The sequence below is a fragment of the Lysobacter sp. F60174L2 genome (assembly GCF_052547135.1).
Genome location: NZ_JBQWRA010000003.1, coordinates 318,545 through 338,558 on the forward strand (window position 1 = coordinate 318,545; position 20,014 = coordinate 338,558).

Consider the following 20,014-nt stretch of genomic DNA (forward strand, 5'->3'; position numbering starts at 1 on the left):
CGGTTTGCGGGCGGCCTTGGCGGGCTTGTCGGGTTTGTCGTTGTCGCTCATGCGGCGGACTTCTTCCTGGTGGCCTTGCGCGCCGCCGGCCGCTTGGCCTTGGGCGCGGAAGCAGCGGTGGATCTGGACGCCTTGGTGGCCGATTCCAGCAGCGGCGCGAGGAAGCGGCCGGTGTAGGAATGCTCCAGCGATGCGATGTGTTCCGGCGTGCCGGTGGCGAGGATGGTGCCGCCGCGGTGGCCACCCTCGGGGCCGAGGTCGACCACCCAGTCGGCGGTCTTGATCACGTCGAGGTTGTGCTCGATCACCACCACGGTGTTGCCGTCGTCGCGCAGGCGGTGCAGCACCGTCAACAGATGCTCGATGTCGTGGAAGTGCAGGCCGGTCGTCGGCTCGTCGAGGATGTAAAGCGTCTGCCCGGTGTCCCTGCGCGACAGTTCCTTCGACAGCTTGACCCGCTGTGCCTCGCCGCCCGACAGCGTGGTCGCCGACTGGCCGAGCTTGATGTAGCTCAGGCCGACATCGACCAGCGTTTCGAGCTTGCGCGAGATCGACGGGATTGCCTCGAACAGGTTCAGCGCGTCCTCGACCGTCATCTCCAGCACGTCGGAGATGTTGTAGCCCTTGTAGAGGATCTCCAGCGTCTCGCGGTTGTAGCGCTTGCCGCCGCACAGGTCGCAGGGCACGTAGACGTCGGGCAGGAAGTGCATCTCGACCTTGATCAACCCGTCGCCCTGGCAGGCTTCGCAACGGCCACCGCGCACGTTGAAGCTGAAGCGCCCCGCCGCGTAGCCGCGCGCGCGCGCTTCCGGCACCTGCGCGAACAGTTCGCGCAACGGCGTGAACAACCCGGTGTAGGTCGCCGGGTTGGAGCGCGGGGTACGCCCGATCGGCGACTGGTCGATGTCGACGACCTTGTCGAACAGGTCCATGTTCTCGACCGACCTGTGCGGCGCGACCGTGCGCGAGGCGCCGTTGAGATCGTTGGCGGCGAGGGTGTAGAGGGTGTCGTTGATCAGCGTCGACTTGCCCGAGCCTGACACGCCGGTCACGCAGGTCAGCAACCCGGCGTGGATGTCGAGGTCGACGTTCTTGAGGTTGTTGCCGGAGGCGCCGCGCAGGTGCAGGGTCATTTCCGGATTGGGCGCGTGCCGCTTGGCGGGGACCTCGATCCGCTTCTTGCCGCTGAGGTACTGGCCGGTCAGCGAGCGCGGGGCCTTCAGCAGGTCATCGAACGAACCTTCGGCCACCACCTCGCCACCGTGCACGCCGGCGCCGGGACCGATGTCGACGACGTGGTCGGCCAGCCGGATCGCGTCCTCGTCGTGCTCGACCACGATCACCGTGTTGCCGATGTCGCGCAGCCGGGTGAGGGTGCCCAGCAGGCGCTCGTTGTCGCGCTGGTGCAGGCCGATCGAGGGCTCGTCGAGCACGTACATGACCCCGACCAGGCCGGCGCCGATCTGGCTGGCCAGGCGGATGCGCTGGGCCTCGCCGCCCGACAGCGAGTCGGCCTTGCGCTCCAGGTTGAGGTAGTCGAGGCCGACATCGACCAGGAAGCGCAGGCGGTCGCCGATCTCCTTGACGATCTTGGTCGCGACCTCGCCACGCCAGCCCGGCAGGTTCAGCCCCTTGAAGAACGTCAGCGCCTCGTCGATCGGCAGCACCACGATGTCCGACAGCGGCCGCTCGGCCACGAACACGTTGCGCGCCGAACGGTTGAGCCGCGCGCCACCGCACTCGGTGCACATCCGCTCGCTGATGTACTTGGACAACTCCTCGCGCACCGCGGAAGACTCGGTCTCGCGGTAGCGCCGCTCCAGGTTCGGAACGATGCCCTCGAATTTGTGCTTGCGCTGGTGGCGGGTGCCGCCCTCGCTGAGGTAGGCGAACGAGATCACCTCGTCGCCGCTGCCGAACAGCACGGCCTTGCGTATGCCTTCCGGCAACTCCTGCCATGGCGTCGCGACGTCGAACCGGTAGTGCTTGGCCAGCGACTGGATCAGCTGGAAGTAGTAGGCGTTGCGCCGGTCCCAGCCGCGCACCGCGCCGGCCGACAGCGCCAGCTCCGGATGCACCACCACCCGTGCCGGGTCGAAGAACTGGGCCACGCCGAGGCCGTCGCAGGTCGGGCAGGCGCCGACCGGCGAGTTGAACGAGAACAGCCGCGGCTCCAGCTCCGGCAGCGAGTAGTCGCAGACCGGGCAGCTGTATTTGGATGAGAACAACAGCGGCTTGGCGTCGGCGTCATCCAGCGACTGCACCTGGGCCATGCCGTCGCCGAGCTTGAGCGCGGTCTCGAACGATTCGGCCAACCGCTGCTTCAGGTCCTCGCGCGGACGGAAGCGGTCGATCACCGCCTCGATCGTGTGCTTCTGGCGCAGCGCCAGCGGCGGCACCGCGTCGATCTCGTGCAGCTCGCCGTCGACCCGCACGCGCACGAAACCCTGCGCGCGCAACTGCTCGAACACCTGTGCATGCTCGCCCTTGCGCTCGCGGATGACGGGCGCCAGCAGCATGTAGCGTTGCTCGGCGGTCTCGGGCTTGTCTGCCAACGCGATCACCTGGTCGACCATCTGGCTGACCGTCTGCGCTTCCAGCGGGTAGCCGTGGTCGGGGCAGCGCGGGGTGCCGACGCGGGCATACAGCAGGCGCAGGTAGTCGTAGATCTCGGTGATCGTGCCGACGGTGGAGCGCGGGTTGTGCGAGGTCGACTTCTGCTCGATCGAGATCGCCGGGCTCAGCCCCTCGATGTGGTCGACGTCGGGCTTCTCCATCACCGACAGGAACTGCCGCGCGTAGGCCGACAGCGACTCGACGTAGCGGCGCTGGCCCTCGGCGTAAATGGTGTCGAACGCCAGCGACGATTTGCCCGAGCCGGACAGGCCGGTGATCACGATCAGCTTGTCGCGCGGCAGGTCGAGATCGATGTTCTTGAGGTTGTGCGTCCGCGCACCGCGGATGCGGATGAAATCCATCGCCATCGGGAGCCTGCAAGGGGGGAGGGTGCCGCCGGGATCGACGGACAACAGGGGAGCGTATCGGCCTCCTGAAATGGGGGCAAATGCCGTCAACAAAAGGGCACGCGGGAGCCGCCCGGCAAGCGCCCGGCCGTTGGTTCAGTCGGTCCATAAGCAAACGGCCCGCACAGGGCGGGCCGTTTGCTGGCGGTTACCGGTTTCCCGGCTTATTCAACGCTGACCGCGCTCCAGGTGGCGGCGACCGCGGCGTATTCCGCGGATTCCGCACCGTACAGGTCGGTGGCGGCGTTCAGGGTGGCCACGCGGGCCCCGGCATAGTCGGTGTCCTCGACCATGTAGCCGGTCAGGGCGAGATACCAGATTTTCTCGGCGGCCTCGCGGCCGATGCCGGCCAGCGAGGTATCGCCGTTGCAGACCATGTCGGTGGTGGCGAGGTCCGCGCCGGTGCCGGCGCCCCAGCCGTCGGGTACCACGGCGCCCTCGGCCAGCAGGTAGAAGAAGTGGTTGGCCACGCCCGAGCTGTAGTGCACGTCCATGCCGCCGACATCGGGGCTCCAGCAATCCGCCGACAGGCCGTCCAGGCTCGGCTTGAACATGTAGCGCAAGGCAGTCTGGTAGGGCAGGTTCGGGTCCTGGCGGAACACCAGTTCGCCGATCAGGTAGTCGCCCGGGTCGGACGGGTTACCGGCGAAGTACTCGACCATGGCGCCGAAGATGTCCGAGGTCGCTTCGTTGAGGCCGCCCGATTCGCCCGAGTAGATCAGGTTGGCGGTGCGGCTGGTCACGCCGTGCGACATCTCGTGACCGGCCACGTCGAGTTCGACCAGCGGGGTGACCGAGCTGCCGTTGCCATCACCGAAGGTCATGCAGAAGCAGGCGTCGCTCCAGAACGCGTTGGCGTAGTTGCGACCGAAATGGACGCGGCTCAACGCGCCCTGGCCGTCGTCGGCGATGCCGGAGCGGCCATGGATCTGGTCGTAGTAATCCCAGGTCATCGAAACGCCGTAATGCGCATCGACGCCGACGGTCTGCGAGCTGCTGTTGGTGCCGGTGCCCCAGACGTTGTCGGAGTCCACGAAAGCGGCACCCAGGCCGACCTTGCGATTGCTCATGTTGGTGGTGCGGCCACCCCCGCGCGACGGGTCGGTCAGCTGGTAGCGGCCGTTGCTGCACTGCGCGGTGCCCAGTTCGACCTGGCCGACGTACAGGCCGGTGCCGGTGCCCGACGATGCGGTGTCGCAGGTCCGCGGGTCACGCCCCGGGCCGGCGGTGTGGATGGTGTCCCACTTGTCCAGCAGCTGGCCGGTGTGCGCATCGACGATGAAGCGCATGTCGGTCGGCGTCTGGTCCTTCTTTACGCCGACATAGCGCACCTCGTAGGCCAGTGCCGGCGTCGCCTCGCCGCGTGCGTACACCACCAGGCGCGTGGTCGGCGCCTTCTGCGCGGCCACGTCGAAATGCGCGCCCGCCGCCGAGATGGCCTTGCGCCGGTCCACCGACGGGACGATGCCCGGCCGCTGCAGTTCGTCCATGGTCTGGGTCACCGACTCCAGCCCGCCGTTGCGCGAATGCACGACGATGCCGCCGCCGATCACCGGCAGTCCGCGATAGGTACGCGCAAAGCGGACGTGCTCGTTGCCCTTGCGGTCGACCACGACATCCTGCGCAACGAAACGGTCTGCCGCGGCGCGCTTGAGCATCGGCACGGACCCGCGCTGGAGCATGGACTGGGCGCGCATCGCGGAGGGCGAGGTTGCCAGTTCGTCTGCGGATGCCGCGGGGGAAATCATCAGCGCGGCCAGGATACCCGCGCCCAAAAGAGTGAATCGCATGTGGTTCTCTCCCTGATAGAAATGACCGTTCGGTCGTCGATTACCAGGATCCCCCGCTCGGAACATACGCCTTTCCGCGGCCTTGTGCATGGCCTGCCAGGACGACTGCCGGCCCGCTCGCGCAGCGGGCGCCACCGCCGTTCGCCGGGCGCGAGGCGGACGGAAGATCCACCCCGGTGACGGGGGGCGCTTGCAAAGTCATTTTTGTAGGCATATGGTCGGCCCTGTCGTTAGGGGGCGGCAGCGGTTGTGTTTTGTTGGTGTCGTGGCCGGATGGCCCGACAGCGGACACGCCTTGCACTCCTGGGACGCTCCGCGTTATCGCCGATGAAATGCAGCCTTGCAGGCTCAAACTTCATCCGAGGGGATTGACGATGCGCGGAAACAAATTCAAGGGCCCCCAGTCGCGGCGCGCCCAGACCCGTACCTACTACGTTGCTCCGATCACCCGCGCGGTCCGTGCCGCGCTGACGGCGTCCGCGATCGCGCTGGCCGGTGTCGGCGCGGTACACGCGGGCGATACCGATTGCGGCGGCATGGTCCAGCCCCAGCTCATTCGCTGCGCCGAGGTCGACGCGGCAAAGCTGCCCGTCGCCGACTTGACTACGGTCGCCGACGCGCACGCGCCCGATTCGGTAGTGGTCGCGGGTACGACCGGCATCACCGCGCCCGGCGTGGCGGCCCTCACCGCCAACATCGTCAACAGCGGCCCCATCGACAAATCCGGCAGCGGCGACGTGATCGGCATCGAGGCCGGTTTTGCGGGTGGCGACGTTTCGATCGTCAACACCGCCAATGGCAGCATCTACGCCGAATCGGTCGACGGCCTGGCCGATGGCATCTTCGCCTACGGCGCCGAGGTCACGGTCAACAACCGCGGGACGATCGAAGCCGACGGCTACGACTGGGCGGCCGGCATCGAGGCGCAGGGCGACTCGGTGACCGTCAACAACAACGGCAACATCAGCGCCACCGCCAACGCCTACGACACCGCGTACGGCGTTTACGGCCACGCCTACGGCATCTACGCGGCGGGCAGCGGCGAAGATGGCGTGGTGGTCAACAACCGCGGCTCGATCGAGGCGACCGGCCCGTATGCGACCGGCATCTATGCCTACGACGGCGGCAGCGGTGGCATCAATGTCACCAACCGTGGCGACATCACCGCGACCGCGGACAATGGCTTCGCCACCGGCATCAACGCGGTGACCAGTGTCGAGGGCAGCGACATCGACGTCGCCAACCGCGGCAGCATCGAAGCCACCGGCATGAACGGTGCGAGCGGCATCGTCGCGCTCGCCAGCGGTGTCGGCTCCTCGGCCAGCGTCAACAACACCGGCGACATCTACGCGGCGACCACCGTGTACTACTCCGCCGCGGAAGGCATCTTGGTTTCGGCCGATGGCGACGCCGACATCCGCAACAGCGGTTCGATCACCATCGGTTACGGCGATTACGCCTATGGCGCAGTGGCGCTGGCGTTCGCCGGTGACGCGAACGTGCGCAACACCGGCGACATCGCGGCGTACGGCGGATTGAGCGCATACGGCGCCGTGGCCGCTTCGCAGAACGGCTATGCCGACGCCACCAACGCCGGCTCGATCACGGTTTCATCCGGTATCGGCACGGCCGCCGGTCTCGACGCCAGCGGCCAGGCCGGCGCGTCCGCCACCAACAGCGGCTACATCGGTGCCGACGCCAGCAGCAATGCCTTCGGCATGCGCGTCAACTCGGCGGTCGGCGATGCCGAGGCGGACAACCGCGGCGACATCATCGCCACGTCGGGCAAGTACGCGTTCGGCGTGTTCGCGCAGTCCGGCGATGGCGACGTGGTGGTGGACAACAGCGGCACGATCGCCACCGACGGCAAGTACAGCTTCGGCGTACTCGCGCAGTCGACCTACGGCGACGTGTTGGTGGACAACAGCGGCGCGATCGCCGGCAGCGGCAAGTACGCCTATGGCGTGGTCGCGGGCTCCAACGGCGGCGATGTCGGGATCTACAACGCCGATGGCGGCAAGGTTTCCGGCTACAGCGGCGACCTGATCGCGGTGGGCGCGTTTGCCAACGCCAACTTCGACGGCAGCGCCACGATCGACAACGCCGGCGTGACCAGCGCCACGGCGGTCGGTTATGCGCAGCTCGCGTATGGCGCGGTGGTCCAGACCGACGCGGGTGCCGGCCTGGTGTCCAATGGCGACACCGGCGAGATCACCGCGGACAACAGCTACGGCTCCGCGCGTGGAGTGATCGTGCGGTCTTCCGCGGGCGGCGATGCTTCGGTCGACAATGCCGGCAACATCGTGGCGACGGCGACCGGCACCGGCGAGTACCTGCCGTCGGATGCGATCGGCGTGTATGTGTACGCGCCGGGCGGGCTGGCCAGCGTGGACAACAGCGGCGCGATCGTGGCCAGCTCGGCGACCGGCCTGGCCGATGGCGTATTCGCTGCCGGCGCGGTGGCGGATGTCTACAACTCCGGCTCGATCACAGCCGACGGCTACACCTGGGGTGCGGGCATCGAGGCGCAGGGTGACGATGCCGCATCGGTGGTCAACACCGGTTCGATCGCCGCCAGCGCCACGGCCTATGCCCCGGCCGATCCGGAAGCCGGGACGGACGCGGTCTACGGCCACGCCTACGGTGTCTATGCCACCGGTGGCGACGGTGGGGTCAGCGTCGACAACCAGGGTTCCATTACGGCAACCGGTCCGTACGCGACCGGCGTGTATGCGTATGACAGCGGCATCGGTGGCATCCAGGTCGACAACTCCGGCGATATCACCGCCAACGCCGCAAACGGTTTCGCCACGGGCGTCAACGCGGTGACCAATGTCGAGTACAGCGACATCGCGATCCAGAATGCCGATACCGGCAGCATCACCGCGACCGGCATGAACGGCGCGTCCGGCATCGTGGCCCTCGCGACCGGCACCGGTTCGTCCGCCAGCGTCGACAATGCCGGTGACGTCTACGCGGCGACCACGGTGTACTACTCGGCGGCCGAGGGCATCGTCGCCTCGGCCGACGGCGATGCCAGCATCGCCAACAGCGGTTCGATCACCATTGGCTATGGCGATTACGCCTACGGCGGACTGGCGCTCGCCTTCGCCGGCGATGCCGATGTCGACAACAGCGGGACGGTTGCGGTGAATGGCGGGCTGAGTGGCTACGGCTTCGTCGCCAATTCGCAGAACGGCTATTCCGGGGTGACCAACAGCGGCTCGATCACGGTCGATTCCAGCTTTGGCACGGCCGCCGGCATCGACGCCAGCAGCTTCGCCGGCACCACCGTGGACAACCAGGGCGATATCAACACCACGGCGAGCAAGTACGCCTTCGGTGTGCGGGCCAATACCTCGCAGGGCGATACCGTCGTCGACAACAGCGGCACGATCGCGACCGATGGCAAGTACAGCTTCGGCGTGCTGGCGCAGTCCGGCGATGGCAACGCGACGGTCTACAACAGCGGCGCCATTGCTGGCAGCGGCAAGTACGCCTATGGCGCGGTGGTGGCCTCCAACTACGGTGATGCGCTGATCAGCAATGACGGCGACGGCACGATCTCCGGCTACAGTGGCGACCTGATCGCGGTGGGTGCATTCGCCAACGCCAACAACGACGGCAACGCGACCATCGACAACGCCGGCGCGATCAGCGCCACCGGTGCGGGTTACGCGCAGGTCGCCTACGGTGCGGTCGTGCAGACCGATGCCGGCTATGCGCTGGTCACCAACAGCGGCGACATCAGCGCGAGCAACAGCTACAGCAATGCGCGTGGCGTGATCGTGCGTTCGAGCGCCGGTGGTGATGTCGCGGTCGACAACAGCGGCAGCATCAGCGCCGTCTCGACCGGATCGGGTGTCTACGAGGGCTATTACGGCACCTACACCATTCCCACCGACGTGATCGGCGTGTACGCCTACGCACCGGGCGCGGTGGCCAGCGTGACCAACAGCGGCTCCATCACCGCGACCACCGGCGCCGGCCTGGCCGATGGCGTGTTCGCCTCCGGTGCGGTCGCCGACGTGACCAACTCCGGTTCGATCACGGCCGACGGCTATACCTGGGGTGCGGGCATCGAGGCCCAGGGCGATGACGTCGCATACGTGACCAACACGGGCGAGATCAGCGCCAGCGCAACGGCCTACGCGCCGGCGGATCCGGAAGCGGGAACCCCGGCCGTGTATGGCCACGCCTACGGCATCTATGCGACCGGTGGCGAAGGCGGGGTCTACGTGGACAACCGCGGCACCATCGCGGCGACCGGGCCGTATGCAACCGGCATCTACACCTACGACGGCGGCGCGGGTGGTATCGGCATCGACAACCGTGGCGACATCGGTGCGACTGCCGTCAACGGCTTCGCCACCGGCATCAACGCGGTGACCAATGTCGAGGGTAGTGACATCGAGGTGACCAACCGCGGCGCCGGCACCGTCACCGCCAACGGCTACAACGGCGCATCCGGCATTTCCGCGGCGGCCAGCGGTGCGGATGCGGCGATCAGCATGACCAACGCCGGTGCGATCAGCGCGGTCGCGACGGAAGGAAAATACGGCAATGCCGTGGGCATGGTGGCCTCCGGCGATGGCGACGTTGAGATCCGCAACACCGCGAACGGCACCATCAGTGCCGGCGGCGCCTACGCCTATGGCGTGCTGTCGCTGTCCTTCGCCGGTGATTCCAACGTGGTCAACGCGGGCGATGTCACGGCAACGGCCGCGGGTAGCGGCTTGTACACGTTCGCGTATGGCGTGGTGTCGTCCTCACAGAACGGCACCGCTGCGGTTACCAACAGCGGCAACATCTCGGCGACAGCAAGCGGGCTGGTGACCATCGCCCGCGGCATCGATGCCTCCGGTGTCGACGCGGAGGTGACCAACCGCGGCTACGTCGAGTCCTATGGCAAGTACAGCCGAGGCATCAACGCGGTATCGAGTGCGGGCGATGTCGATGTCCGCAACCAGGGTTCGGTCTATGCAGGTGGCAAGTACACCTACGGCATCGCCGGAATCGCCACTGACGGCGATGTGCGCATCACCAATACCGCCAACGGCGTGGTCGATGCCTACTCGTCCGGCGCGGTGGCGGTGGGCATGCTTGGCACCTCGGTCTACGACGACGTGGAGGTCGTCAATGCCGGCACCGTGGTCGCGCACGGCGACTATGCCGGGCTGGCCGCGGGCATCTACGCATCGTCCGACAACAACGATGCCTCGGTGGTCAACCGCGGCTCGATCGATGCCAACACCTACTACGGCAACGCCTTCGGTGTGCTGGCGAATGTAGGCAGCAACGATGAACTGAGCGTTGACAACCGTGGCGTGATATCCGCCACCAGCGTCGCGGCAAACGCCGTGGGAGTCGACGGTTCCGCCGAAGGTGGCGGTGACGCGGTGTTGCGTAACCGTGGAACCATCGCGGCGACCACGACTGCTGGCGATGCGATCGGCATCAGCGGCACCGTGGCCGGCGGGGGTGAACTGACCCTGGCCAACACGGCTGCAGGCAGCATCACCGCGACCTCGGTCGACGGCGACGCGATTGGCCTGTTCGGCACGCTCACGGATGCAGACGTAACGGTGAACAATGCCGGCAGCATCAATGTGGCGTCGACCAATGGGACCGCATACGCCATCCTCCTCGCGGACGGCGGTGCACCGCTGGCGCCGGGTTCGGCGAATATCGTCAACAGCGGTTCGATCACAGGTGCCATCGCAACCGGAAGCGGTGACGACAGCATCACCAACCGCAATGGCGGCACCTGGCAACTGACCGGTAGCGGCACCGACTTCGGTGCCGGCGACGACAGCTTCGTCAATGCGTGGGGCGGCACGTTGCAGCTGGCGGATGCCGGGATCCTGTTCGGCGCCGGAAACAACAGCTTCAGCAACACCGGCACCATCCGGGTTTCCGGCAGGAACCACATCGACATGACCGATGGCAGTGTTGCCGCGGCCACTGCCGCGCTGGCGCGACCCAAGCACTCGGCGGCGTTCACCAACAACGGCACCCTCGACTTCCTCGACGGCGCCGCGGACGACAGCCTGACGGTCACTGGCGGCTTCGGTGGCAGGGGCGCGCTCAACCTCGACGTGAGCCTGGCCGGCAAGCTCAACGACCAGCTGATCGTGCAGGGTGGCGTGCTCAACGGCACCAAGCAGAGCGTGAACGTGATGCTGCTCGACGGCCTGCCGAAGTCGAGCGACGTCGGGACCCAGCTGGAACTCGTGCACGTATCGGGCGACACGAACCCGTCGGTCTTCAAGGCTGGCAGCGTACTGGGCGTTTCGCCGCGGGACTTCCTGTCGATGGGGCTGACCCTGTCGAGCACGCCCGACAAGGGCGCCAAGGCCAGCGGCGACGGCAGCGGCTACATGCTCAACGTCAAGACCCACGTCACGGGTCTCAACGCGGCCGGCGTGCTGGCATCCTCTGCAGCGCTGGGCGTGGACAGCCTGATGGCCAGCACCGCCGGGAGCCGGCTCGACCGCAACTATGTAGCGGCAAAGGGTCTGTCGCCGCTGCGTACGAGCATCCAGCCGTGGGTCCGTGGCTTCGATGACCAGGGCGGCATGAGCCCCGACCACCTGTCCGGCAACTTCGGGCAGCTGTCCAACTCGCGCCTGAGCCAGGACAACTCCGGCACCGAGATGGGCGTGGAGATCCTGGCGCCCAACGGCTTCCGCTTCGGCTCGGTGTTCGCCAAGTCCGAAGGCCGGCAGTACCTGGTCGATGACCGCGGCATGGACACGATCCGCGGCAGCACCATGGGCCTGTACGGCACATGGATGTCGCCGACCGGTTTCTATGTGGATGCGTCCTGGCGGACGATGCAGTTCGAAACCCGGATCGACTCGATCGGTGGGCTGCAGCAAGGCGAGGGCAACGCCTTCAGCAGTGATCTCGAGGTCGGGCACGTATGGAAGCTGGCCAACGGCATCGATGTGGCGCCACAGCTGCGCTACACCGAAACGTCGATCGACGGCCTGCGTTTCCAGGGCGACCAGGCTACGTTCGAGGGCCAGGATGCGGTATGGAAGCGTGCCCGCGTCGGCGTGGCGCTGTCGAAGACCTTCAATGCCGGCGCCTGGCAGTGGTCGCCGTATGGCGAGGTCGGCATGACCCGGACGCTGGAAGGCCTGGCCACCTACGCGATCAACGACGACTACTTCGGCAACGTGGCCACCGAGGGCACCAGCGCACTGCTGAAGCTCGGGCTGGGCGCGCAGAAGGGTCGCCTGTCGTGGAACAGTGGCGTCAACTGGCTGGACGGCGGCAACTTCGACGGTGCGTTCGGCGGCCAGGTGATGTTGCGGTACGCCTGGTAACACCCGGCGGCCCGGTGGCAACGTCACCGGGCCGCACTGCCGCAGGCCAAGTCGGACGCGGGGCGAGCGCATGACAGGGGAACGTGGATAGACATGCAGACACCAGTACGGGAGACCGCCCTTTGACAGGCAAGAGCAATGAGCGTGGCGAACACGCGACCGCAGTAGTCACCAACGACGTTTCATCGGAACAGGGAAAAGAAGGCAGCGGCGCCGAGTCCGGATTGCAGACGGTCGGGCCGGAAGCCCCTGCCGCCAAGGCGGTGCCCGGCGCGGGCAAGGCCGGCAAGCCGCCGGTCGACCTGGCCAAGTTCAAGGTCGAGAAGACCTGTTCCCGCGGCCTCGCCGCATGGCTGGCCGCCAACCGCATCTCGCTGGCGATCACTTCCTACCAGAGCGGCCGGGTCTACTTGGTCGGCAGCGACCAGCAGGGCAGGGTGTCGTTCTTCGAGCGCATCTTCGAGCGCGCCATGGGCGTGGTCGGCAACGCCCAGCGCATCTACCTCGGCAGCTTGTACCAGTTGTGGCGCTTCGAGAACGTGCTGCGTTCCAACGAGGTCATCCACGGGCAGTACGACAAGTGCTACGTGCCGCGCAACGCGCAGACCATCGGCGACCTGGACATCCACGAACTCGGCATCCGCAGCAACGGCAAGGTCGTGTTCGTCAACACCAAGTACTCCTGCCTGGCCGAGCTCAGCCAGACCCATAGCTTCAAGCCGATCTGGAAACCGAAGTTCGTCAGCAAGCTCGCGCCGGAAGACCGCTGCCACCTCAACGGCCTGGCGATGGTCGACGGCCGGCCCAAGTACGTCACCGCCGTGTGTCGCAGCGACACCGTCGACGGCTGGCGCGACCGCCGCCACGATGGCGGCGTGGTGATCGACATCGAGACCGACGAGATCGTCTGCGAGGGCCTGTCGATGCCGCATTCGCCGCGCTGGGCCAATGGCAAGCTGTGGGTGCTCAACGCCGGCACCGGCCACCTCGGCTGGGTCGACTTCGAGAAGAAGGCGTTCGTGCCTCTGGCATTCTTCCCTGGCTTCCTGCGCGGGCTGTCGATCATCGGCAACGTCGCGGCGGTCGGCCTGTCCAAGCCCCGCAACCAGCGCTTCGAGGGCCTGCAACTCGACGAAGAGCTGCGGACGCGCGACTCCGACCCGTGGTGCGGCGTGCAGATCGTGTCGCTGACCAACGGCGACGTCAGCAACTGGATCCGGTTCGAGGGAGACATCACCGAGATCTTCGACATCAGCTTCCTGCCCAACGTACGCAACCCGATGATGATCGGCCTGCGCACGGCCGAGATCCGCGACCTGATCACCTTCGAAGCGGAGACCCCCACCGAGGAGGTTCCGGCATGAGCCCGCATCCGCACGTCAGTCCCCGCCTGCGCATCGCCCTGGCCGTCGCCGTGGCCATCGCTGCCAGCGCGGCCTCGGCGCAGGTCGCGCCGAAGCCGGCCACGCCGGCGGTGTCGACCGCCACCGCCACCCGGCCAGCGGCCACCCTGCGCGCCGAACCCGTGCCACCGGCCGTCGATGCCGCGTTCAAGGCCTGGGATGCCAACCGCGACAACGCGTTGAGCCTGGCCGAGTTCCGCAATGGCTGGCGCACCATGAAGCGCGGGTCAAGGCAAACGGCGGGAGCGGGGCTGCGACAGCAGTTCGATCGCCTGGATGCCAATGGCAATGACGGCATCGACCGGACCGAGTACTCGAACATGGTTCTGCTCAAGCGTTCCGGCGCCATGGCCCCGCCCTTCTCCGAGGCCGACCGCAATCGCAGCCAGAAGCTCGAGTTCGACGAGTACAGCGCGCTGGTCGAGCGGCTGCGCACGACCGGTGGTCGCCCGACGCCACCGCGCACCCCTACCTCCAAGGCCGGACACCCATGAGCACACGTGCCCCCGTCACCTTCGATGTTTCCCCGGTGTGGAAGCAGATCACCCCCGAGCTGAAGGATGAAGTGCTGGCCTTCTGGAAGCAGCACCGCGCCATCGGCGACCCGGAGCGTGCGCGGCATCGGGCCGACGAGGTGGTGTGCATCGCCCGTGGCGACGATGGCGCCCTGTGCGCCGTCAGCACGGCGGTTGTGCGGGTGCTGCCGCGTTTGATGCAGCCGCTGTACTACTACCGGTTGTTCTTCGCCCGTTCCGTGCGCGGGCAGGGCCAGGTCATCCCGTTCTACAACCGCGCCCGCGAGGTCCTGCAGGCCTACAATGCCGGCCTGGCCGAACCGGAAAGCCTGGGCGTGTTGCTGGAGCTCGAGAGCCGTTACCTGGACGCGTACCACAAGGACGCCTACATCCCGGAAGCCGACAGCACCTTCATCGGCTACTCGCCGCGGGGCCTGCAATTGCGGGTTTCCTATTTTGAGGGCGCCAAGCTGCTTGCCCCCCGGGCCGCCCGTCGTCCGGCGGCCACTGCCGCGGTGGCCTGAGCCCCTCGGGCAAACGGTCCGGCGATGCACGCCGGGCCACGGCGGCGCATGCCCGCCGCTGGTTGCGCTAACCCCCTGATACCCCTACAATTCCGCTTCTGTCTGCCCCTCGACGGGTACGGCAGCGACCAAAATAACTACAGAGGAATCTGGTCATGTATGCAGTTGTAGTCACCGGCGGTAAGCAGTACCGCGTGATGCAGGGCGAAACCCTGCGCGTCGAGCTGCTCGAGGCCGAAGCCGGCAGCGAGATCAAGCTCGACAACATCCTGATGCTGGGCGACGGCGAGGGCGTGAAGCTCGGCGACGCGCTGAAGGGCGCCAGCGTCACCGCGAAGGTCGTCGGCCATGGCCGCGCCGACAAGGTCCGGATCGTCAAGTTCCGCCGCCGCAAGCACCACCGCAAGCAGATGGGTCACCGTCAGCACTACACCGAAATCGAGATCACCGGCATTGCCGGTGGCAGCAAGTAAGGAGAAGCAGTCATGGCACACAAAAAGGGCGTAGGTTCCTCGCGCAACGGCCGCGACTCCAACCCGAAGTACCTCGGCGTCAAGCTGTACGGCGGCCAGGCGATCGAAGCGGGCAACATTATCGTCCGCCAGCGTGGCACCCAGTTCCATCCGGGCGAGGGCGTCGGCGTGGGCCGCGACCACACGCTGTTCGCGCTGGTCGATGGCAAGGTCGAGTTCACGACCCGGGGCCTGAAGAAGCGCCGCACCGTCAACATCGTCAGCGAGTGATTGCCCGGGGCCAGGCCAGGGCCTGACCCGGCCGGCGTCGATGTCCGGCAGATGTTTCGGGAGGCCCCGCTTCGGCGGGGCTTTTCGTTTCTGCAACAATCAATCCGTTCCATCCACAAGCAAGGTCCAGGCATGAAGCTCGTCGACGAAGCCGAAATCCAGGTCACCGCAGGCAACGGCGGCAACGGCTGCATCGGTTTCCGCCGTGAAAAATTCATCCCGCTCGGCGGACCCGACGGCGGTGACGGCGGCGATGGTGGCAGTGTCTGGCTCATCGCCGACGAAAACCTCAACACCCTGGTCGATTTCCGCCACCAGCGGACGTTCCGTGCCCAGCGCGGACAGAACGGCATGGGCCGGCAGATGTACGGCAAGGCCGGCGCGGACCTCACCATCACCGTCCCGGTGGGCACCGTGGTGGTCAACGTCGAGACCGACGAGGCCATCGGCGACCTGACCACGCATGGCGAGCGGCTGCTGGTCGCCCAGGGTGGCAAGGGCGGGCTTGGCAACATGCATTTCAAGAGCTCGACCAACCGCACTCCGCGCAAGGCGCTGCCTGGCCTGCCGGGCGAGGAGCGGACGCTGAAGCTGGAGCTGAAGCTGCTCGCCGATGTGGGCCTGCTCGGATTTCCCAATGCAGGCAAGAGCACCCTGATCCGCGCGGTTTCGGCGGCGACGCCGAAGGTTGCCGACTACCCGTTCACCACGCTGTACCCCAATCTCGGCGTGGTCCGGGTCGAGCAGTACCGCAGCTTCGTGATCGCCGACATCCCCGGCCTGATCGAGGGAGCTGCCGACGGTGCGGGCCTGGGCGCGCAGTTCCTGCGCCACCTGCAGCGCACCAGCCTGCTGCTGCACCTGGTCGATATCGCGGCCATGGAGGGTGGGGTCGAGATCAGCCCCGCCGAGCAGGTTCGCGCGATCGAGCGCGAACTGGAGAAGCACGATCCCGAGCTGTTGGACAAGCCGCGCTGGCTGGTCCTCAACAAGGCCGACCTGCTGCCGGAGGACGAGCGTCAATCGATTGCCCGGTCGGTCATCGACGAGCTGGGCTGGAAGGAGCGCTCCTACCTGGTCTCGGCGATCGGTCGCGAGGGCACCTGGCCGATCATGCTCGACGTGATGGCGTTCTTCGACCGCCAGCGTGAGGATGCGCTGGAGGCCGCGGCTGAAGCCGAGGCCCACGGCAGCGGCAATCCCGACGTGGGCTGAAGATTCCGGGCTTTTCCGGGCTTTTGTGTTTTTCCGGGCTTCTGTAGGAGCGACGTAAGTCGCGATCGCCTCGCCATTCGTCGGTTCCTGGACTTCGCGACTTACGTCGCTCCTACAGAGGCCATTGTCGTCGTGCCTGCATGCTTGAAAAACGGCCACCCACGAAAAAACCCGGCGGGAGCCGGGCTTTTTCGTGCGTCTGGATCGCCCCGGAGGGGCAACGCCGGATCAGGCGGCCTTGAGCGCCTTGATGCGGGCGGTTAGGCGGCTCTTGTGACGCGCGGCCTTGTTCTTGTGGATCAGGCCACGCGAGCTGAAACGGTCGAGGATCGGCTGGGCGACCTTGAAGGCGTTCTCGGCGGCGGCGGCGTCGTTCTCGCCGAGGGCCTTGAGCACCTTCTTCACGGCGGTGCGCAGCATCGAGCGCTGGCTGCCGTTACGGGCGTTGCGCACGACGGCCTGCTTGGCGCGCTTCTTGGCGGACTTGATGTTTGCCACGGCGTATTCCTGAAATATGTAGTTGGAGCGGAAAGAAAAATGGACTGCGGACGGGTTTGCCGACACCATGGTCGGCCGGTTGCCCAGCGAGTAGACAGGAAATTATGGGGGATTCAATGGCTTGGGTCAACATCGCCCATGTGAAGGGCGCGCGGCCACGGAGTCGCCGATGAGCGCCGGCCCGGACAAGGGCCGCCAGGCCGGAATGCTGCGCTCCACCGCGGTATTCAGCGCGATGACGTTCATCTCGCGCATCGCCGGCTACCTTCGCGACTGGCTGCAGGCCAGCCTGTTCGGCGCCAGCCCGGCGGTCAGCGCGTTCGTGGTCGCCTACCGGATCCCCAACTACCTGCGGCGGATCTTCGCCGAAGGGTCGTTCTCGTCGGCATTCGTGCCGCTGCTGTCGGAGTTGAAGCAGAAGGGCGACGAGAAGGCGCTGCAGGACTTCCTCGACCATGTCGCCGGTGCGCTGCTGGCGGTCGTGGTGCTGGTGAGCGGTGTCGGCATGCTGGCCGCGCCGTGGATCGCCGAGCTTTTCCTGGCGCTGGCGCCGGCCGGTACCGACACCGTGCCGCTGGCCGCGGACATGCTGCGCATCACCTTCCCGTACCTGACGTTCATCTCGATGACCGCGCTGGCCGGCGCGGTGCTCAACAGCTTCCGCCAGTTCGGCCTGCCGGCGCTGACCCCGGTGCTGCACAACCTGACCCTGATCGGCGCGATGCTGCTGCTGCCGCGCTTTCTCGGGGTCGACGAAAACGCGCTGGCCTTGGGCGTGCTGGCCGCCGGCATCCTGCAGATGCTGGTGCTGTGGCCGGCGATGGGGCGTCTCGGGCTGCGCCCCAGGTTCCGCTTCAACCTGCGCCATCCGGGCGTGCGGCGGGTGATGACGCTGATGCTGCCGACGATCTTCTCCTCGTCGGTGTCGCAGGTGAACCTGCTGGTCGGCACCGTGTTCGCCTCGTTGCTGGTGCCGGCCGCGCAGTCGTGGCTGTACTACTCCGACCGGCTGACCGAGTTGCCGCTGGGACTGTTCGGTGTCGCCATCGGCACCGTGATCCTGCCGCAGCTGTCGCGCCTGCACGCGGACGAGGACGCCGGCGGTTACTCGAAGTCGCTCGACTGGGGCCTGCGGATGGTGCTGCTGGTCGGCATGCCCGCCGCGCTCGGGCTGGCGCTGCTGGCCGAGCCGCTGACCGCCTCGCTGTTCCGCTACGGCGCGTTCACCGGGGAGGACACCCGGATGGTGGGTTACGCGCTGACCGCGATGAGCGTCGGTATCCCCGCCTTCATGCTCAGCAAGGTTCTGCTGCCGGCGTTCTACGCCCGCAAGGACACCCGGACCCCGATGCGCGCCGCGGTGATCACGGTGGTCGCCAACGTGGTGCTGACGGTCGTGTTGGTGACGCCGCTGTACCGCATGGACCTGCCGTGGGCACACGCCGGGATCGCCGCGGCGACCGCGCTGGCAGGCATCCTCAACGCGGCGTTGCTGTGGCGCTACCTGCGCCGGGATGGCATCTACCAGCCGCAACCGGGCTGGGGCCGCTGGCTGGGGCGGATCGTGGTGGGACTGGTCGCGATGGCGGCCGTCGTGGTCGGCCTGCGTGAGTGGGTTGGCGACTGGACGGCAATGACCGGCTGGTGGCGCTGGGCGTGGCTGCTGCTGGTGATCGGTGCGGGTGCCGGGGTGTATGGCGTGGTGCTACTGGTGGCCGGGCTGCGTCCCCGCCATCTGCGGCATTGAGGTCAGGAAAGGGGGGCGCGCCATTGTGGCGTCTTTCGTGTTGAACGGAACCGCGGTATCCCTTCGTTGTAGGAGCGACGTAAGTCGCGACGTCCAGGAATCGACAACTGGCGAGGCGATCGCGACTTACGTCGCTCCTACAGGGGCGGGACGCTTGGCCGCGCAAGATCGGGGGCCACTGCGCCCGCCGGCCGGGGCGCTCCGCCCGTTATACTTCGACCGATGAGCAGGCTGTTCAGAGACGTCGAGGGCGGGCCGCGGTGCCCGCACGGCAGTGTGGTCTGCATCGGCGCCTTCGACGGCCTCCATTTGGGGCATCGGGCGCTGGTGCGCCACGCGGTCGAGCGCGCGCGCGCGCTGGGCGTGCCGGCGGTGGCGCTCACCTTCGAGCCGTTGCCGCGGGAGTTCTTCGCGGGTGACCAGCCGCCACCACGACTGCTGTCGGCGCGGGCCAAGGTCGAGGGGTTGCTCGAACTCGGCATCGACCAGGTCGGCCTGTTGCGCTTCAACGCCCGTTTCGCGGCGATGTCCGCGGAGGACTTCGTCCGCAAGGTACTGGTCGCACAGTTGTCCGTGCGCGAGGTGTGGGTCGGGCCCGATTTCCACTTCGGCAAGGGCCGTGGCGGCGACCTTGCGCTGTTGCAGCGGATGGGACGTGAGCTGGCCGACGACGGCCACGGCTTTACGGCTGGCGAGATCGAACCGGTACTGCTCGGCGGCGAGCGCGTCTCCAGCACCCGCATCCGCAGGGCGTTGCAGGCGGGCGACTTTGCCACCGCTTCGCGCCTGCTCGGCCGCCCGTACCGCATCGGTGCGCGGGTGGTGCGTGGTGCGCAGCTTGGCCGCCAGTTGGGTTACCCGACGGCCAACATGCGGTTCGGTGGCAGGGTTCCGGCGTTGTCGGGCATCTACGCCACCCGCGTCCACGGCATCGGCGGGGAGCCGCGGGCGTCGGTGTCCAGCCTCGGCACCCGGCCGACGGTGAACGGCACCGAGCCACTGCTCGAAGCCCACCTGTTCGATTTCGACGGCGACCTGTACGGTCGCCGGATCGAGGTCGAGTTCGTCGCCCGGCTGCGCGATGAAGAGAAATTCGACGACCTGCCGACCCTGGTCGCGCAGATGAACCGCGATGCCGAGCAGGCCCGCGCCATCCTGATGCAACACCAACCGCGAGCAACTGCGTGAGCGCCAAGAACAACGACGCCAATTCCTACAAGGC

Annotated in this window: 12 protein-coding genes; 9 read left to right on the forward strand and 3 right to left on the reverse strand. The window is 67.2% G+C overall.

All coding sequences use genetic code 11. From position 1 onward, the window contains the following. Positions 1–47: 47 nt before the first annotated feature. Together uvrA and ACT9AS_RS10505 are read right to left on the reverse strand one after the other, a co-directional pair. Complete coding sequence (gene uvrA, locus ACT9AS_RS10500) at positions 48–2,984, reverse strand: excinuclease ABC subunit UvrA (protein WP_445100083.1); 2,937 nt, start codon at positions 2,982–2,984, stop codon at positions 48–50. Positions 2,985–3,187: 203 nt separating this feature from the next. After that, the gene (locus tag ACT9AS_RS10505; protein ID WP_445100084.1) at positions 3,188–4,813 is read right to left on the reverse strand and encodes a M4 family metallopeptidase; all 1,626 of its coding nucleotides are present in this window, start codon (positions 4,811–4,813) and stop codon (positions 3,188–3,190) included. Positions 4,814–5,187: 374 nt separating this feature from the next. Here ACT9AS_RS10505 and ACT9AS_RS10510 point away from each other — a divergent pair, with 374 nt between their 5' ends. The 7 genes from ACT9AS_RS10510 (at position 5,188) to cgtA (ending at position 16,547) form a co-directional block, all read left to right on the forward strand. Further along, positions 5,188–12,147 (forward strand): hypothetical protein, encoded by a 6,960-nt coding sequence (locus ACT9AS_RS10510; RefSeq protein ID WP_445100085.1) that lies wholly within the window; start codon positions 5,188–5,190, stop codon positions 12,145–12,147. Positions 12,148–12,269: 122 nt separating this feature from the next. Further along, positions 12,270–13,511 carry a TIGR03032 family protein gene (locus ACT9AS_RS10515; RefSeq protein ID WP_445100086.1) on the forward strand — a complete coding sequence of 414 codons (1,242 nt, stop codon included), beginning with the start codon at positions 12,270–12,272 and terminating at the stop codon, positions 13,509–13,511. Then, the gene (locus tag ACT9AS_RS10520; RefSeq protein ID WP_445100087.1) at positions 13,508–14,044 is read left to right on the forward strand and encodes an EF-hand domain-containing protein; all 537 of its coding nucleotides are present in this window, start codon (positions 13,508–13,510) and stop codon (positions 14,042–14,044) included. The genes ACT9AS_RS10515 and ACT9AS_RS10520 overlap by 4 nt, the downstream gene beginning before the upstream one ends. After that, complete coding sequence (locus ACT9AS_RS10525) at positions 14,041–14,589, forward strand: hypothetical protein (RefSeq protein WP_445100088.1); 549 nt, start codon at positions 14,041–14,043, stop codon at positions 14,587–14,589. The genes ACT9AS_RS10520 and ACT9AS_RS10525 overlap by 4 nt, the downstream gene beginning before the upstream one ends. 155 nt (positions 14,590–14,744) lie before the next feature. Then, positions 14,745–15,062, forward strand: coding sequence for a 50S ribosomal protein L21 (gene rplU, locus ACT9AS_RS10530; protein ID WP_445100089.1), 318 nt, complete (start codon positions 14,745–14,747; stop codon positions 15,060–15,062). Between the two features lie 12 nt (positions 15,063–15,074). Continuing rightward, complete coding sequence (gene rpmA, locus ACT9AS_RS10535) at positions 15,075–15,332, forward strand: 50S ribosomal protein L27 (protein WP_445100090.1); 258 nt, start codon at positions 15,075–15,077, stop codon at positions 15,330–15,332. Positions 15,333–15,464: 132 nt separating this feature from the next. Next, positions 15,465–16,547, forward strand: a complete 1,083-nt coding sequence (gene cgtA / locus ACT9AS_RS10540) for an Obg family GTPase CgtA (protein ID WP_445100091.1) — start codon at positions 15,465–15,467, stop codon at positions 16,545–16,547. Positions 16,548–16,775: 228 nt separating this feature from the next. On the opposite strand, the gene rpsT is transcribed toward cgtA, so the two are convergent. After that, positions 16,776–17,045 carry a 30S ribosomal protein S20 gene (gene rpsT, locus ACT9AS_RS10545; RefSeq protein ID WP_445100092.1) on the reverse strand — a complete coding sequence of 90 codons (270 nt, stop codon included), beginning with the start codon at positions 17,043–17,045 and terminating at the stop codon, positions 16,776–16,778. A gap of 169 nt (positions 17,046–17,214) precedes the next feature. Here rpsT and murJ point away from each other — a divergent pair, with 169 nt between their 5' ends. Next, positions 17,215–18,792 (forward strand): murein biosynthesis integral membrane protein MurJ, encoded by a 1,578-nt coding sequence (gene murJ / locus ACT9AS_RS10550; RefSeq protein ID WP_445100093.1) that lies wholly within the window; start codon positions 17,215–17,217, stop codon positions 18,790–18,792. A 222-nt stretch (positions 18,793–19,014) separates the two neighbouring features. Continuing rightward, entirely contained in the window at positions 19,015–19,980 is a 966-nt protein-coding gene (locus ACT9AS_RS10555; protein ID WP_445100094.1) for a bifunctional riboflavin kinase/FAD synthetase, read from the forward strand. The last annotated feature ends 34 nt before the right edge of the window (positions 19,981–20,014 follow it).

Excerpts from the sequence above, each read along its gene's own strand:
- ACT9AS_RS10505 (WP_445100084.1), bottom strand. The coding sequence starts at position 4,813 with ATGCGATTCACTCTTTTGGGCGCGGGTATCCTGGCCGCGCTGATGATT.
- ACT9AS_RS10510 (WP_445100085.1), top strand. The coding sequence starts at position 5,188 with ATGCGCGGAAACAAATTCAAGGGCCCCCAGTCGCGGCGCGCCCAGACC.
- rplU (WP_445100089.1), top strand. The coding sequence starts at position 14,745 with ATGTATGCAGTTGTAGTCACCGGCGGTAAGCAGTACCGCGTGATGCAG.
- cgtA (WP_445100091.1), top strand. The coding sequence starts at position 15,465 with ATGAAGCTCGTCGACGAAGCCGAAATCCAGGTCACCGCAGGCAACGGC.
- rpmA (WP_445100090.1), top strand. The coding sequence starts at position 15,075 with ATGGCACACAAAAAGGGCGTAGGTTCCTCGCGCAACGGCCGCGACTCC.
- uvrA (WP_445100083.1), bottom strand. The coding sequence starts at position 2,984 with ATGGCGATGGATTTCATCCGCATCCGCGGTGCGCGGACGCACAACCTC.
- ACT9AS_RS10520 (WP_445100087.1), top strand. The coding sequence starts at position 13,508 with ATGAGCCCGCATCCGCACGTCAGTCCCCGCCTGCGCATCGCCCTGGCC.
- murJ (WP_445100093.1), top strand. The coding sequence starts at position 17,215 with ATGAGCGCCGGCCCGGACAAGGGCCGCCAGGCCGGAATGCTGCGCTCC.
- ACT9AS_RS10525 (WP_445100088.1), top strand. The coding sequence starts at position 14,041 with ATGAGCACACGTGCCCCCGTCACCTTCGATGTTTCCCCGGTGTGGAAG.
- ACT9AS_RS10555 (WP_445100094.1), top strand. The coding sequence starts at position 19,015 with ATGAGCAGGCTGTTCAGAGACGTCGAGGGCGGGCCGCGGTGCCCGCAC.